Origin of the sequence: Halopseudomonas laoshanensis, from assembly GCF_008365385.1 — a bacterium.
In the GTDB taxonomy this organism is placed as follows: Bacteria; Pseudomonadota; Gammaproteobacteria; order Pseudomonadales; family Pseudomonadaceae; genus Halopseudomonas; species Halopseudomonas laoshanensis.
The window spans coordinates 477860-494927 of record NZ_QOVF01000002.1; the positions used below are offsets into that span (position 1 = coordinate 477860).

General features: G+C 53.3%; 13 protein-coding genes. 5 read left to right on the forward strand and 8 right to left on the reverse strand.

Annotated elements, in window-relative coordinates:
- Window positions 1-119 precede the first annotated feature (119 nt).
- The 4 genes from DT594_RS08735 (at window position 120) to DT594_RS08750 (ending at window position 6646) form a co-directional block, all read left to right on the forward strand.
- Window positions 120-1412 (forward strand): NCS2 family permease, encoded by a 1293-nt coding sequence (locus DT594_RS08735; protein WP_149332325.1) that lies wholly within the window; start codon window positions 120-122, stop codon window positions 1410-1412.
- The gene (gene trmA / locus DT594_RS08740) at window positions 1412-2497 is read left to right on the forward strand and encodes a tRNA (uridine(54)-C5)-methyltransferase TrmA (protein ID WP_149332326.1); all 1086 of its coding nucleotides are present in this window, start codon (window positions 1412-1414) and stop codon (window positions 2495-2497) included. Before DT594_RS08735 ends, trmA begins: the two co-directional genes overlap by 1 nt.
- Before the next feature lie 174 nt (window positions 2498-2671).
- Window positions 2672-4090 (forward strand): aminotransferase-like domain-containing protein, encoded by a 1419-nt coding sequence (locus tag DT594_RS08745; RefSeq protein ID WP_149332327.1) that lies wholly within the window; start codon window positions 2672-2674, stop codon window positions 4088-4090.
- A 150-nt stretch (window positions 4091-4240) separates the two neighbouring features.
- A complete protein-coding gene (locus DT594_RS08750; protein ID WP_149332328.1) occupies window positions 4241-6646 on the forward strand; it encodes a DUF6351 family protein in 2406 nt (801 codons plus the stop codon).
- 59 nt (window positions 6647-6705) lie between these two features.
- On the opposite strand, the gene DT594_RS08755 is transcribed toward DT594_RS08750, so the two are convergent.
- From DT594_RS08755 to DT594_RS19090, 6 genes are read right to left on the reverse strand one after another with little or no spacing between them, the layout of a single operon-like run.
- Complete coding sequence (locus tag DT594_RS08755; protein ID WP_149332329.1) at window positions 6706-7131, reverse strand: type IV pilin protein; 426 nt, start codon at window positions 7129-7131, stop codon at window positions 6706-6708.
- Between the two features lies 1 nt (window position 7132).
- Entirely contained in the window at window positions 7133-10849 is a 3717-nt protein-coding gene (locus DT594_RS08760; protein WP_178091488.1) for a pilus assembly protein, read from the reverse strand.
- Window positions 10850-10872: 23 nt separating this feature from the next.
- Window positions 10873-11433 (reverse strand): pilus assembly PilX family protein, encoded by a 561-nt coding sequence (locus DT594_RS08765; RefSeq protein ID WP_149332331.1) that lies wholly within the window; start codon window positions 11431-11433, stop codon window positions 10873-10875.
- Window positions 11430-12506, reverse strand: a complete 1077-nt coding sequence (locus DT594_RS08770) for a hypothetical protein (protein WP_149332332.1) — start codon at window positions 12504-12506, stop codon at window positions 11430-11432. The genes DT594_RS08765 and DT594_RS08770 overlap by 4 nt, the downstream gene beginning before the upstream one ends.
- Entirely contained in the window at window positions 12503-12955 is a 453-nt protein-coding gene (pilV, locus tag DT594_RS08775) for a type IV pilus modification protein PilV (protein ID WP_149332333.1), read from the reverse strand. Before pilV ends, DT594_RS08770 begins: the two co-directional genes overlap by 4 nt.
- On the reverse strand, window positions 12952-13467 hold the full coding sequence (locus DT594_RS19090) for a GspH/FimT family pseudopilin (RefSeq protein WP_149332334.1): 516 nt from the start codon (window positions 13465-13467) through the stop codon (window positions 12952-12954). Before DT594_RS19090 ends, pilV begins: the two co-directional genes overlap by 4 nt.
- Before the next feature lie 158 nt (window positions 13468-13625).
- On the opposite strand from DT594_RS19090, the gene DT594_RS08785 reads away from it, so the two are divergent.
- Entirely contained in the window at window positions 13626-14144 is a 519-nt protein-coding gene (locus DT594_RS08785) for a GspH/FimT family pseudopilin (protein WP_149332654.1), read from the forward strand.
- A 20-nt stretch (window positions 14145-14164) separates the two neighbouring features.
- Here DT594_RS08785 and DT594_RS08790 read toward each other — a convergent pair whose 3' ends face one another.
- Window positions 14165-15400, reverse strand: a complete 1236-nt coding sequence (locus DT594_RS08790; RefSeq protein ID WP_149332335.1) for an HD-GYP domain-containing protein — start codon at window positions 15398-15400, stop codon at window positions 14165-14167.
- A 290-nt stretch (window positions 15401-15690) separates the two neighbouring features.
- Window positions 15691-16908: a bifunctional glutamate N-acetyltransferase/amino-acid acetyltransferase ArgJ gene (gene argJ, locus DT594_RS08795; protein WP_149332336.1), complete on the reverse strand. Its 1218-nt coding sequence runs from the start codon at window positions 16906-16908 to the stop codon at window positions 15691-15693.
- Window positions 16909-17068 lie beyond the last annotated feature (160 nt).

Below are 17068 nucleotides of genomic sequence, written 5' to 3' on the forward strand. Positions count from 1 at the left end.
CGGTGCTCCGCTAGAAAAAATGGCCGTCCAGCCTGACATAAAGTCAGGAAGAATTCACCAACGCCAGCGACTCCGTTACAATGCCCGGCTTTTCAGGCCTATCAATCAGAGACTCCCTCATGCTGGAAAAACTTTTCCAACTATCAGCCCACGGCACCAACGTGCGCACCGAAATCATCGCTGGCCTGACCACCTTCCTGACCATGGCCTACATCATTTTCGTCAATCCGATGATGATGGCTGACGCGGGTATTGATCCGGGCGCGGCGTTTGTAGCCACCTGTCTTGCTGCCGCCATCGGTTCGTTGATCATGGGCTTGTGGGCCAACTACCCGATCGCTCTGGCGCCAGGCATGGGGCTGAATGCGTTTTTCAGCTATACCGTTGTCGGCTCAATGGGCTACAGCTGGGAAGTGGCGCTGGGTGCAGTATTTATTTCCGGTTTCATGTTCTTTCTGCTGAGCATTTTCAAGATCCGAGAATGGATCATTAACAGCATACCCATGGCGCTGCGTTCAGCGATTGCCGCCGGTATCGGCCTGTTTCTAGCACTGATTGCGCTGAAGAACGCCGGCCTGGTGGTTGACCACCCCGCGACCCTGGTGGCGCTGGGCGACCTGACCCAACCCGCCCCCCTGCTCGCCGCGCTGGGTTTTGCCATCATCGTCGCCCTCGCCTACCGGCAGGTGACTGGTGCGGTCATGATCGGCATTCTGATCATTACCGGCATCAGCCTGATTGCCGGATTGAGCCAGGCCAGCGGCATCATGTCCGCGCCACCCAGCCTGGCCCCTACCTACATGCAGCTGGACATTCGTGGTGCGTTTGAAATTGGCATGCTCAGCGTGATTTTTGCCTTCCTGTTCGTCGACCTGTTCGACACCTCCGGCACCTTGATCGGTGTCGCCCAACGCGCCAACCTGGTCGACGAGAACGGCAAGATGCCGCGCCTGGGTCGCGCGCTGATGGCTGACAGTACTGCTACCATGGCTGGCGCCGCGCTAGGCACCTCAACCACCACCAGCTATATCGAATCGGCGGCAGGTACAGCGGCAGGTGGCCGCACCGGCCTGACGGCCTGCGTAGTAGCGCTGCTGTTTCTGCTGGCGCTGTTTTTCTCGCCACTGGCTGGCGCAGTACCCGCTTTCGCCACTGCGCCGGCGCTACTATTTGTCGCCGTGCTGATGACGGGCGGACTCGTCCAAGTAAATTGGGATGATCTGACCGAAGCCGCGCCAGTAGTTATTACCGCGATCATGATGCCGCTGACCTTCTCTATCGCCAACGGCATCGCCCTGGGCTTTATCGCCTGGACGGTGATCAAGGTGTTCGCCGGGCGCTGGCAGGATCTGAATCCTAGCCTGTATATTCTGGCTGGCCTGTTCGTCATCAAACTAGCGTTGTTCAACTAATGGGCCTGTCATTCAACCCCGCCGATTACGATCAGGAGCTCGCCGCCAAACGCCAGCGCCTGATTGACCTGCTTGTGCCTTTCAACGCGCCCGAGCCCCAGGTGTTCTCTTCACCCACAGAGCACTTTCGCTTACGCGCTGAATTCCGCCTGTGGTATCAGGATGGCCAGGCGCACTATGCGATGTTCGAGCCCGGCGAGAAATACAAAGCGGTATTGATCGAACAACTGCCGATCGCAAGCCGCCGCATCAACGAGTTGATGGGCCCGCTGCTGGAGGCCTGCAAAGCGGAGCCGCTGCTAGGCCGCAAGTTGTTTCAGATTGAATTTCTGACCACCTTATCCGGCGAAGCGCTGGTAACCTTGTGTTACCACCGCCCTATCGACGAGCAATGGGACGCCGCTGCGCAGGTGCTCGCCGAGCAGTTGGGCATCATGCTGATCGGCCGCAGCCGCGGTCGTAAGCGGGTACTGCAGCGCGATCATGTGGTCGAAGAGCTGCAGGTCGCGGACCGCACCTGGAGCTATCAGCAAGTGGAGGGAGGCTTTACCCAGCCCAATGGTCACGTCAATCAGCATATGCTCAGTTGGGCGCTTGACGCTGTAGGCGAAAATACCGATGACCTGCTTGAGCTGTACTGCGGCAACGGCAATTTCACCCTGCCGCTGTCCACCCGCTTTCGCAAGGTCATGGCCACCGAGCTGTCCAAGAGTTCCGTCAGATCGGCTATCGCTAACCTGGAAATGAATCAGGTCGATAACGTCACCCTGATCCGCCTGGCCAGTGAGGAAGTCACCCAAGCCCTAACGGGCGTACGCGAGTTCAGGCGCCTACAGGGCATTGACCTGAGCAGCTACGACTTCGGCACCGTGTTTGTCGACCCCCCACGTGCTGGACTGGATCCGGCTACGCTGGAGCTGGTCAGACGATACCAGCGCATCCTGTACATCTCCTGCAATCCGGAGACACTGGCGAACAATCTCGCCGAACTCGACAGCACCCACCGCATAACGCGCTGCGCGCTATTCGATCAGTTCCCCTACACCCACCATATGGAATCAGGGGTGTTGCTAGAGCGCAGATAGCGCTGCAGTTTATCGCCACGGCAGATCTGACCTCTGACCGTGGCTGACCACTATTACCCATCTCCGCTCTAGCACCATTTTGGCGCACCCATTTATCCTGTCCTATACTCTCGTGATCGACCCTACAAAAATAAATCAGCGAAGCTCAACGCTGACAGTCGAGGCACTGGACGCATGGCACATGAACGCTTTCTGTACGAGAGCATCAGTCAGCAGTTGCGCAATCAGATACGCAGTGGCACCTATCGTGCGGGTGAGCGCCTACCCTCTGTGCGCCGCCTCAGCCAGGTTTTTGGTGTAAGCATTAACACCGTTGTGCAGTGTTTCCGGCAGTTGGAGATAGACGGAATTATCGATATCAGGCCGCGTTCTGGCGTTTTTGTCGCAAGCGCTTCCGCAGCACGACACCAACCCACTACCGTAACGCATTTCCCTTCCTTGCCCGTTGAAGTCTCACTAAGCGAAGACATCCTCCACTACATGGAACCGCATATGGAGGAGCATCTGGTGCATTTGGGCATTGCGTTACCCGCACGCGAGATCATGCCTATAGAGCGCATTCTGCGCTCCCTGCGCGAGGTGACACGCAAACATGCGCTGCAGGCCTGGGATTACATGCACCCACATGGCCATGATGCCTTTACTCATCAGTTGGCACGACGCAGCCTGAATTACCCTGTGCCCATCACGCAGGAAGACTTAATCATCACCAACGGCTGCATGGAGGCCATTGAACTGGCCCTGCGTACAGTTACCCGTCGTGGCGATACCGTAGCCGTGGAAACACCCACTTATTACGGAGCATTGGTTGCGCTGGAAGTGATGCAACGCAAGGCGCTGGAAATTCCCACCCATTATCGCGACGGCATGTGTCTTTATACGCTGGAGCAGGCATTCAAACATGGACGAGTCAGCGCTTGCCTGGTGTCCTGCAACGCACAGAATCCGCTGGGCTTTACCATGTCCGCAGAGCGCAAACGCAAGCTCGTCGAACTCGCTACACGCTACTCCGTACCTTTGATCGAGAATGACATATGGGGTGACACCGTCTACGCCGGTAACGCGCTACCAGCCAAGGCCTACGATGAAGCAGGCATGGTGATCTACTGCAATTCTTTTTCAAAGTCATTGATGCCAGGCATGCGCTTGGGCTGGGTGGCGCCAGGCCGCTTCCACCACCGTTTGCGCGAACTCAAACAGATCAGCAGCATCACCACCGCATCAGCGCCACAACTTCTGATGGCCAGGCTTATGGAAAGCGGCTTCTATGCGCAACATGTCCAGCAACTGCGGCGCCAATTGGCGGTGCAAACGCGAGAGACCGCCGCTGCGGTACTCGAAGCTTTCCCAGCCGGTACCCGAATCGATACCCCCACCGGTGGATGCGTACTCTGGGTAGGCCTGCCGAACCGTATAGACTCCAGGGTGCTATTTGACCGGGCCCTGACGAACGGTATTCATATCTTCCCCGGTAATGTGTTCTCCGCGGGACCCAGGCACTTCAATTATTTACGTCTGAATGCCGGCACGCCCATCAATGCCAGGCTGCACCAAGCGATCAATCAATTGGGTGAAATGGCGCGGGCTTTCTGACCATCTCGCACTGCCGTTTGCACGCCGACTTTTCCCTCTGCAGATCTGTACCAATGCTTTAAGCGAATCTGTGCCTGTTTACCCCATGACCAGCGTCTTAGCATGACTATGCCCGACAATCACAACAAAAAGGTCATAGAGGGATTCAAAATGTCCGCCATTACGCGCTTATCAACACCCTTCGCAACCAGCCTACTCACTCTTGCCCTAACCGGCTGCCTCAGCTCAGGCGGATCAAGCTCCGACTCTGACTCAGGTGGTCCCGGTGATTCGCCTCCAGACTTCACACTCAGCGTACTCTCCAGCGCGCCCGATCAGGTAAGCGGCGGCGACGTTCTGATTTCCGTAGAAGGTGACATGGCTCAGATCGACAGCGAGCTGGATCAACTGGAAGTATGGCTCAACGATGAGGAAATCGAGCCTGAACGTATCACCCGGCGTAATGGTCGCCTGGAGGTGCTGGTAGAAGGACTCGCATTGGGCGAGAACATACTAGAGCTGCATCATGCCGAGGATGGACCGCTTTCCAGCGTGACACTGACCAATCACCCAATCACTGGACCCATCTTCTCAGGCCCGCAGCAATACCCCTTCGTTTGCACCGTCAGCACCGAGCTGAACAAGCAGCCGCTGGTAGATACGGACGATGGTATGGGTTTCCCCGTCTACGATGCCAACAACACGCAAATTGGCCTCAGCAAAGACTGCTCGATCGAACCCTATGTCGAGTTCTTCTATCGCGCGACCGATGATACCTACAAACCTCTGCCCGATGACCGCAGCAGGCCCGCGGACCTCGCCACCACCACGCTCACAGATGGGCGCGTGGTCGACTTTATCGTGCGCCGCGAAGTGGGCACCATCAACCGTTTCATCTATAGCTACGCGACATTGGCGAACCTGAATGACGCCCCCGATGCGGCCTCAACCGAGCTCTGGAACGGCCGCGCGATGTTCCACTTCCTCGGTGGCGTTGCCATCGGGCATACCCAGGGCCGCATCGACAACAATCGGTCCATGTCGCCGGAAGTGCTCGGCAAAGGTTATGCTGTGCTCTTCTCGACCGGCACCCGCACCAACTCCCACTACAACCTTCAGGTCGGCGGCGAAACCGCACTGATGGTGAAAGAGCACTTCGTCAAACGCTTTGGTACCCCCGAATACACCGTCGCGATCGGCGGCTCCGGTGGCGCGATCCAGCAATATGTCTACGCGCAAAACCATCCTGGGCTACTGGACGGTGGTGTGCCGCAATACTCCTATCCCGACATGGTGACCCAGACTATCCATATCGGTGATTGCGAATTGTTGGAACACTATATGGACGTGACCGACAAGGACAATAATCTATGGACCACTACCGAGAATCGCAGCTGGCTGGTTGGTTTGAACTCCACTGATGCCTATCCAGATCCGTTTGCCTCCGCCAAGCTGATGCTCGGCTACAACACCGCTCCCGGCATGACCGAATGCATCCCCGCTTGGCGAGGTCTCACTCCCTTGGTCATGAACCCGCTTTATGGTCAGGCACGCAATCAGGAGCAAATGCAACCTCCCGGGATCATGGATACCGTGCAATGGACGCACTATGACGATCTGCGCAATATCTATGGCGTAGATGAAGACGGTCAACCGCGTACCCTGTTCGATAATGTAGGCGTGCAATATGGCCTTCAGGCGCTCACAGATGGCAACATCACTCCAGCAGAGTTTCTCAAGCTCAACTCACAGATCGGGGGCTGGAAACACCCGAAAGACATGGTGCAGGAAGGCTTCCCGTTTATCGGAAGCGAGAGCGATGTACTCCAGGATCCCAGCCGCTTCGACCCCTGGAGCCGGCGTAATATGCGCCTGAGCCCGGATGGCAGTGCACCTGCCCCGCGAACCGAAGGCGACCTGCTGGCCATCAATGCAGCATACAGCTCGGGCATGGTATTCGACGGCGAGCTGAATATTCCGGTGATCGACTGGCGGCATTATCTGGAAGAAGTACTGGATATGCACAACAGCCACCAGTCCTTCTCTGGCCGCCAGCGGATCCGCAACCAAATGGGCCATTCGGACAATCAAGTGATCTGGTTTACCGACACCCGCCCGACCGACACCAGCGACCCGAATCGCCCACGGCCACAGGACGATTTCGACCAGACCTGGCAGGCGCTGGACGTACTTCACGAATGGATAACCAATATCCGTGAAAACCCGGAAGCGAGCATTGCGGAGAACAAGCCCGCCGCTGCCGTGGATAGTTGCTTTGAAACCAACGGCGAACTGATAGCAGCCGGTGAGAATGTATGGGACGGCATTATCGACAGCAACGCACCAGGCGCCTGCACACAGCGTTTCCCGACCTATACCACTTCTAGAATGGTCGCGGGCGGGCCGATTGAAGGGAGTATTTTCAAATGCTCTCTGAAGCCGGTAACCACCGCCGTGTCTGACGGCACTTATGGAGCTTGGACGCCAACCAGTGATCAGATCGAGGAGTTGCAGGCGATCTTCCCGCAGGGGGTGTGTGACTATAGCCAGGCGGATCAGGGTAGGCCGCAGGGTTGATAAAGAGAAAGGTGCAGCTTGAACGCTGCACCTTTTAAATCATTACCGTACTAACCCCACTACCAACATGTAGCATTCGCTGCTGTTTTCGCGCCTGTATGAGTAAGGCCTAAATCACCGCAGGTATCATTAGCCTGCGGGGAACCATCAACTCGAGCGGCAGTGACGGTATAAGTCGCTCGAGCCACATTGCTCAATGCAAACGTATATCTACTATCCATATTTGACTCGGTAGTGCAGCCCAAGGTAGGCGCGGCCGCTACATAAGTTAGGTTAGTGCTGTAGTAACGTTCCATAAACTGCGCGTGCTGAGTCAAGCAGGCTTTTGCACTGTCGCGATAAGTACGCATTATGTGCTGTTGATAGGCAGGGATAGCTATAGCTGACAGAATACCTATCACCACAACAACAATCATGACCTCAATAAGGGTGAAACCGAACTGGGACGTCTTGTGCGTACTGCTTAACTTCATCATAAGTTTCATCTCAGTTGGCCGGATTGATAAGTTCGCGCCATGACGTCCTGGCTGGTGCTACTTTTTGTAAATTCACCTTTCTGCCACCATCACCATCACCACCATCACCACCATCACCATCACTAAGGTCATCAAATGGAATAAACATATTATCGTCAAGGAAGGACGGATTACTAAATCCTGCATTCAACCCCATACCAGAGACAAATGTCAGCACTCCATCAATTTCAACCATATCCACATTATCGAAGGCGCGATCGCGATCCAAATCGAAAAAGGTATCGGTCAACCTGGCACCCGTAAAAGGATCAATAGCCATGATCACGCCACGACCAGTAGGGGCACAGGGGTCACTAGCATCTGGAATTCGCGTGTTACCGATCAAAGTCCTGCCCAAGAACTGGTTTGGGGTAATCATTCGCTCGCCAAGTGCCGCCGTTGACCCATTAGTGCCAACTTGAAACAAATCGATAAACCAGCCACGCTTGCCTAAAAGATCTTCACGAGCACCGGCTTCAATTACCCTAGCCGTCACATCGGCAGACACCGCAACATCTGCCAAAATCCTCCTTTCCAGCAAATCAGCTGAACGCGTGGCCGTAGTAGAGCCACCGTTATCATTGATGCCGTACCAGCTTTGCACCTGCGTGTCGGTCAGATCAGTATTGTTCAGGTATTGCCCGGTGCCGAAGAAGAGCCATAACTCCTGACTGAAAGGTGATCGACCTACCAAGGGAGCTGATGTGATAGGTTGCGGATTGTTGGATGGGTCACGTGCCTGGAATAATTTAACTATATTGCGGGGATTGTTCGACAACCCCGTCACCTTCCACAGATTGCCCTGCAAATCGCCAGCATAAATAACGTCGGCGATACCATCACCTTGGCTGTCCCATGCTCTTATGGCGGACAATCCGTTGTTAACATCAGTAGACATAGTCGTGATCGTGGAAACACCAGAAAAAAGGTTTAGGCTTATCAACGAAGCGGTGCCTGCAGAGCTATTCGGACCATTACCCAACAAAACGGACCAACTGCCATTGGCAATCTGAGCAATAACGGGTTCCCCCAAGTTATTACCCAGTGCTGGAATCTCGGCCGAGTTCTTTTCCCAAAGAAACTGGACATTTGCGGGATCAGTCACATCAAGTGCAAATATCGCATTATTGGTACCATCCCTGGCTTTATTTAATCCACCTGCACCCAATGTGCCGACCAGAATAGTTCTCCAGTTGGAACCATCATATGCATCAGCCACCGTTAGCTCACCATCCACAAAATAGCGGTGTTCGTAAGCCGGGCTGGCTAACTCACCCATTCCATTGTTTATTACAGTGCGCGGCACATAGGCAAAAGTTTCAACACCACTGGCGGTTTGCCCTGTGGTTGCATTAAAGCCGTGCAACATACCGTCGTTGCTACCGACGTAAACAATTGGTGTTCTTGTGCTCTTAGAACTGGCGAAAGCTGCATAAGAACTTGAGCCATTGAAAGTCTGATTACGAAACAGGCCAACTGTTGGGCTGCCCACGAAAATCGGTTGGGAGTTGACAATATCTCCCAGCACACTCTGACGTACGCGAAAACCTGTGGCATTATTCTCATTGGTGCGCACACCGCGCAGATAGTTGACTACGTTTTCGGCCGTGCCTCCAGTGTCGCTGGTTAACGCGCTAGTAAGCGTCGTATTATTTATTCCACCAGTACCTGTAGCGAAATTGACGAAAGCGGCTCCATTCCAAGTCTTGATATTACGATTAGCAGGAGCCGGCAATTTGGATGCAGCTGTCCACGCTGGAGCTGAGCTGAGAAGCCCTTCTTCACTGACGGTAAAAGCACTGAGGTCGCCGGTCCAGAGTCCGGAGGTATATTGCGCGCGGAAGGTGGCAGACCCCGACTCAAGCGAAGTCGAATTCAGGGCTAACGACGATCGACTACCGGCCTGCTCAGATTGGATGTCAGTAAAGGCCTGAGTTAGGCCGTCCACCATATCTTGGGCACTAGCTACAACATAAAAGTTATCCGGACGCTTGTATCCCTGCGAGTTAAGTGTTTCGCCATTGGTGTACCACATATCTTCCTGAATAGGATCGCTGTCCGGATTAAAGCTGTCGGGAACCTTCAAACCACCATACTTTGCTGCAAGCCAGTATTGATTTGACGTTCTTCCTTTAAGGTCTCCACCTTCGAGAATGTCGATCCAGTATGTTGCTGCAGTCTGCTTGCCATCCATATCAGGACGCAGGTCCTTAGTATTGGCATCAAATGCCAACCCCGCTATCAATGCGGACCGCCCACCCGTTATATTCAGACCACCTTCCAACGCACTTATTCTTGCCACCCGAGCGGCAATATCCGCTCCATCATCTGGTTTAGGCACACGTGTATCAGGATGTGTGTTAGTGTCACCAATTCCCAGAAAGAAGTTTTTCTGACAGGCGAACTGAAGAGGGTCATCTTCTTCACTAGCCGTCCAGTTAATGATTGGCAAGCCACCGACCAAGCGATCTAACGCACCACCTGATTGAGTGATGTTTATGTACTCTGAGCGGTTTGGTAAACCGCGCATATAGCGATAAGCTGTATAAAAAAGTTCGCTGACATTATCGTAGCGTTTGAACAAGGTGTCCGGCACGATCTGACCACTGTTATTGATATAGCTAATGACCCCGCTATGCCTGACCTCAGACAATCCTGAATATCTTGACGTAGTAGCGCTAGCGTCGTTCGGATCAGGGTTCTGCACGAAAACGCCAGTATCGACATCCCATTCTGCGTTAGCGTTGCTTACTGCATTATTTTGATCATTAATTCGGCTTGGTCCAACATACTTCATGCGGGCATGCATAATCCCGCCATCACGATTGGGGTTAGGGGATGAGTTATCGTTCAGATAGCCAAAGGCGCTATATCGCATATTATCGGAGTTTGCCTGAATCAATCCTTCAGGTTTATAGTTATCCCCATATCTTTTGCAGTTGGCTTCAAGCAACCCTGCCACGCACACTTTGACCCTAACGGAGACTTCATACACAGTGCCAGGTAAGAAGTTAGACGCGCTATTATGGACTGCCGGGTTGTAGGCTACGCGAGTAGCACTATTGAGGCCTCCACTTCCAGTAAAGCGCATGATGTTACCCATGCGAGTACCTCCAACACCTATGCGGGTGTTCACGGAGCTCCAATTAGCGGTCGGCACCGGCGTCGATGTACCAAGGCCGGAATTAATATTTGCATCAGGAAAGTTGCTACTCGAATTACCTTGCCCTGTTTGTACTCCTTTCTCTAACCAGGTTTCGGTGGTGGTATCTAAATGTCTGTAGCCACCAGTCAGGATATGACGAAAAATATCAATTGATTGCATGGTCGCCCAGTTAAGATATTTACCGCTCCACTCCCCAGTCCCAGTGCAATTCGAAGCTACCCTAGTGGGCTCAAAATGCCGATTGGCCTCATTTGTATTAAAAACATACCTATAGCATTTTGCACTATCAAAATAGCCCACGTAATCGCCACTACTAACATACCCACCTTTATAAGCCCGGGTTACCATCGTTGGAAATTCGAAAGACCCGATAACCGCCATATTGCCAGGGACCGGCTGAGCCACCAACAAAGGCTGCTGAGCAATTTCCACGCTGGCGTATGCGCTGCCAGCGGCCAAAACAAATGAAGCCAAAAAGGAAGCGCTATTAGCCAGCAGCCGATAGGGCATGAAAGTATACATATACGTTGCTCCTTTCTGAATCATCACAGGTTCTGCTTCACGGTAATTTGTAGCGCCACAACGGACCGTCCGTCTGCGGCCGGCACACCACTTCGTGCGGTAATACGAAATTGCGCCGCAGGGGGCGGTATACACCCCGACGGTGGATTGTAACTATTACAACGTGGATCGCTATCCTGACCAAGCCCAGCAGACCCTCCAACCTCACCCATCTTCTCGATATAGTATTGAGGTGATGAATCGCCCAGAAGGTCTTCATTGACTAAGTACGAGGCGTCAACGTTCTCCCAGCCGTCTACATCCGACATTGAGAAAGTATTTTCCGGTATGGGCGGGCAACGCTCGTTGATATTAGTACAGTCAATGCCTAATGTTGTATCTGCTTGCAAAGCTACTTCAGCTGCACGCAATGCTGATTCAGCGGCCTGATAAGAGAGCGAACGGTCATACATATTCGAACTCATCTTTTCGTTGAGCGTCGTACCTCGAATCGATGCCAGCCCAAGTAGCGTAGATACCAGCAACATTATCAGAGCTACCAGAAGAGCAGCACCGGACTGCCTGTGTTTAAGTGCATTAATCATAAGGACCGATTCCTAATGGCAACAACACTGGTGAAACCGCGATCTAATCGGCCCTGATTAACACTAGTGTTAGTGGATATATCCTGATCCTGGCTAAGTAACTCAAGCCTGACCTCCACTGCATTAACGTCGGCCCAACGATTGCCAACGGCACTTGCGTCAATAAAATCTGATGTATCTATTAGGCGATAGCGGAGGTTCATTTCGTTGACGCCTGCGGCAATCTCTATCTGATTAATCGCCGCACCAGTGCCACTGGCATCCAGTCGTGCCATGTACAGAGATCGCCCACCCTCAGCAGGACGACCATTATCTCCTATGTACCAGGCAGTGCTGTTGAGTGTGGCCACCACCGTATTGGGGCCATAAGGGCCTGGGTTGCCGTTTGTGCTACATAATTGATTACCGCTGCCTGGTTCAATTATTCCCAATCCCTTTGTGCAATTCCCTGGACTGGTTGAACCACCGGTATTGACAACCAAATTCCCCCCGCTATTGACGTTGGTCACCTGGAAAATGGTAGCCTGCTGCTCATTACACGCCATTAGAATGTTGCCCGTAGTAAACCCATGGGGAACATTATTGGGTGTTCCTATATCAAAATTGGCGCCATTACTACCTGCGCTGTAATTAAGCATAAAGGCGCCAGTGGTATCACCGGATAACATGGCGAGAGATTCAGTACCTGCAATCTGGTTACTCACGCCGCTCAGTGCGCTCTCTCCATCAAAACCGATGAACCTATTATTAAAATCGTACTGCCAGGGAACATCGGCGGCAGGTCCTTGAGCATCATTCAGGATATTGACGACATCTTCCATATCATTACCACAGGGAATGTTACCTGCCTGGCGTATGTCGCGAGCAAGTAACTCATAACCTACCCGGGCGCTATCCTGAATCTGAGACAGTCCCCGAGTGGTGCGGAACCCTTGAATATTGGACAGCATGATGCCAGTAACGGCCCCGATAATGACCAAACCCAAGACCATTGCGATCATCAGCTCGATCAAAGCCAAGCCTCGGCTGTAAATCACCATTGTCGTCAGCCGACGTGAGGTTTTGCGATTCATAAGTGCACCTCGGTAATGATCTGCTGAGTGGCCCTGCCGTCGGTGCCTTTACTGTCGTCCCATTGCACAATGACTGTGCATCGGATGTTGTTGCAACTAACGGCGCCAACTGCATCTGCTCCAAGATTTTCCTGGATTTGCTCTCGCCAAATACTCAATGAGTTTGCAGGAAAGGTATTCCCGGTAGGGTCAGCAGCGTCCAACGCAATATCGAAACGATTCGCTTTAGCAGAATCGGGATCGGCGCGAATCGCCTCGATAATGGAGTACGACTGCACCACTCCTACTGAACGCTCCATGGCGCTTTGGTTGTTACGTAACGAGGTCAATTGCAGCCCCGCCAGGCCCAAAAGGCCGACGGACAGTACCAGCACAGTAATAAGCACTTCAATCAGGCTAATACCCTGTTGAGATTGATTGGAGACTGGAGGCTGGATTCCTATCATCATGAGCAGGTACCTGTAAGTCTGGTTACTGATACGCGGCTGGCAGCGCCGAAGCTGATGCGTCTAATGGGTTCAGGGCCTGATGTGGCACAAACGGTGAATCTTTGCTCACCGGTGATAATGGCGTTACCGTTACGCGCCAATCCGTCACCACGAAAAGATACTCGGTTGTTGGTCAAGGTAGAGGTAACCCGGACACTGTTGTTGAAGGTATTAATAGTGCCCTGACGCAACACTTCATTACCCGCCAACACAACCCAGTTAACCCATGGACTGCCGGATGTACAACTAGTGGCACCGGCTGTCGCAGCACGACATAAGACGACACTACGATTACGCTTTATAGATTCAGACCTGGCAAAGCTGAGGGCGTCGACAATTTCTGTGGCTTGAGTGTTAATACGGTTACTAATAATCAGCCCTCGAAACGACGGCACTGCTATACCTATGAGAATGGCCGCCACCGCAATGGTCACCATGAGCTCAATCAGAGTGAAACCCTTCACACTTTTCATCAAAACCACCCTCCTATCAGTGCATGCACTATAAAAAGCGACTCCGTCCACGTCTTCCTGCGCGCGATAACCGGTACTATCTTCATGACGACAGGTGTTAATGCCGTCGGGGGCATACAAGGAGTAGCCCATTTTTGAAGCATCAGGGAGGAAGAGGTATGGCATCGCGCGGCTTTACTTTAATTGAACTGTTGGTTGCTCTTGTAGTGCTTGGAATACTCATCAGCATCGGAATGCCGGCTTTTGGCAACATGATTGATCAGCAGCGTATGGACTCGGGCTTGAGCGCGCTTACCGGCAGTTTGAACATGGCCAAGCAGGAGGCGGTACGACGTAATCGTCCCGTGACGCTGACCGCCATCGAAGGAGATTGGAACAATGGCTGGAGGATGTTTCTGGATAACAACAGCAATGGGCAGCTGGATGAGAATGAAAAGCTGCTGCGTGAGATTGCTGCAGATGCGGTGTTGCGTATCGACGCCAACACGCCGGTATCGCGTTATGTACGTTTTAACGGGCGCGGTGAAAGCCAACTGCTCAATGGTGGCTTCCAGGCCGGGACTTTTCGCTTCTGCCCCAAGGTTGCTGGCGAACATGGCCGACGGGTCACGATCAATCAGGTAGGGCGTTGGCGGGTGGAAAGCGGACCCATCAAGTCAGGCTATTGCGGTTTTTAGTGAGAGAATGAACTCAGGTCTCAGCCGAGATGGATATTTTCTAAGGTGAAGCTTTCCAGGTCGACTCCGTAGGAGCCGTCCACCAATACTTTTTTTACTCGCAATGCCTGCGGCCCCGCTGGCTCGTGGCGCAGATCTACAATCAGCTGTTCCATCGGTTGCTTGTGACAGTCGCGCACAAGGGCAACTTTAGGAGCGAGACGATGATCTGGCTCTGCCGATAGAATCACCCCTACTTCGCCTGTGTTCATCTGTACCAGCGTGCCTGGCGGATAGATTCCAATGCATTCGATGAATTTGACCACCAACGCCTCATCAAACTGCACGCCACGGCTATCATAGAGAATCTTTAAAGCTTTCGCCGACGGATTGCTCGGGCTATAGCACCGCTTACTGGTGATAGCATCATACGCATCGACGATGGTAATAACTCGCGTGTAAAAATCCAGGGCATGCCCTGGCAAGCCGCGTGGATAGCCTTTTCCATCCAGTCGCTCATGATGGCTATAGGCAACGTTCTTGACTTCTTCGGGCAAGTCCTTGTCTTTGCTCAACTCCTGATAACCAAACAGCGCATGCTCTTTTACAATCTCGAATTCTTCTGCGGTGAGCCTGTCAGGTTTATTCAAGATATCGGGATCAATATCCATCTTGCCGACGTCGTGCAGCATCCCAGAGAGCCCCAGCAACTCAAGATGCTTGAGCCCAAGACCCAGATGCCGCCCCAATGTCATCGCCTGGATACCCACATTGACACAATGCTCTGCGGTGTACTGATCCGCGTGTTTAATACGCGTTAGCCACATCAACGCAGAAGGATTACGTATTACCGAATCAAGACAGTCACGCACCGCCTCGATCATCTCCGCAGTGGAGAAACTGTCACCACGCGATACCGCGTCGAGAATGTTTTTTATCTCGTAAAAGGCCTTTCCGTAATGCCCTGCGGCAGCTCCAAGCTCAAGCTGCACATCAGTCGCTACGGGATAGGCGAATTGGGCCTTTTCGGGCTGTAACGGCGCATTCGAAAGGTCGCTCACATCGACGTGCGTTTTCAGCACATCGATAAAAACATAATTGCAAAGAGTGCGCAGGGTCAGAAGCTCTTTTTCCTCATTAATGAGGAAGCCCTGGAAAAGAAAAGGTGTTTCCAGCCATGGACGGTCCAACAAGCAGACATACATGCCCAGTCTCAACTGGGAAACAGGGACCTGAATCTGGTGCAGGGTTTTGGTAGTACCTATACGTCGCTTCATTCTTGAACACTAGATCCTATACAAACCCACTGGGCACTCAGACCTATCACCTCTGAGGTCTCAATATGGTATCGCTATGGACAATATAGAGGCGTCAAAGTTTCGGCATTCAGTATAGTCTAACAATGTAACAACAAAAGCACATAGCCACCATTGACGAAAGGTAGGCTAAATATGCCTTAGCGATGAATGGCAAGGACCGATTGGACTCCCGCTTTCGCGGGAGTGAGTGGAGAGGTCAATTGCGCAGGCAGGTTAAATCATTCACTTTTGTCAACAGGCCCAGCTGCTCAGGTGCGGTATTCCGCATTGATTCTGACATACTCATGGGACAGATCCGTGGTCCACAGGGTTTCCTGAAAATCCCCGCGCGCAAGATCAATACAAATGGTGATTTCTTCCTGCGCCATGATTCGCGCGCCTTGCTCTTCAACGTATTCTTCGGCACGCCCGCCGTTACGGGTAATACAGACGTCGTCCAGATAAACGTCTATGCGCTCCACATCCAGATCCGGCACGCCAGCACGGCCGACGGCGGCGAGTATCCGCCCCCAGTTGGGGTCTGAGGCAAAGAGCGCGGTCTTGATCAGCGGGGAGTGCGCCACCGCATAACCTACGTCCAGGCACTCATCACGATTGCCTCCACCATTGACCTGGATGGTGACAAACTTGGTGGCGCCTTCGCCGTCGCGCACGATTGCTTGAGCCAGTTCCAGCATGATGGATTTGATTGCGCTAGCCAGCTGCTGGTAGTCCGCGTTATCTGTAGTGCTGATTTCAGTCATCGCAGCCTGGCCAGTCGCGACCAGCATGCAGCAGTCGTTGGTAGAGGTGTCGCCGTCGATGGTGATGCGATTGAAAGACAGGTCTGCGGCTTCCCGCAACAGTGCCTGCAACACCGGCTGCGCCACTTTGGCGTCAGTGGCTATATAGCCGAGCATGGTCGCCATATTGGGTTTGATCATGCCGGCGCCTTTGGAGATACCGGTAATGGTGATCGTCTGGCCGTCCAGATCGACCTGTCTGCTGGCACCTTTGGGCAGGGTGTCGGTGGTCATGATGCCTTCCGCAGCCTGCGCCCAGTGGTTGGCATCCAGATTGTCCAAGGCGGCGGGTAGCGCAGCTATCACCTTGGTCGCAGGCAGTAGCTCACCGATCACACCGGTACTGAACGGCAGCACCTGCTGAGCCTGCACTTGCGTCAGTTGTGCTAGCGCCTCGCAGGTCTGAAACGCGGCCTGCATGCCGGGCTTGCCGGTACCGGCGTTGGCATTGCCGGTATTGACCAGCAAGTAACGTGGCGCGTGCTGGATATGCTCACGGCACAAGGTAACGGGTGCGGCGCAGAAAGCGTTCAGCGTAAATACTCCTGCGATGCTCGCGCCTTCAGCCACTTCCATCACCACAATGTCCTTGCGGCCAGCTCGCTTGATACCAGCGGAAGCAATGCCCAGACGAAAGCCGGGAACGGGGTGCAATACAGGCAAGGGGCCAAGACCGACGGGCATGGAGAATCTCCGCTAGAAGGAAAAAGTCAGGCGATTGTAGCAGCAGTTTATAGCGCGCGCAGAGTCAAGCAGGCCATTATATTGGTAGCGTGACCCGACTTAACTAAGCGTTGGAGTTAACTGATTGAGAAGGCCGAGGAGAACCCTCGGCCTTCCCGGC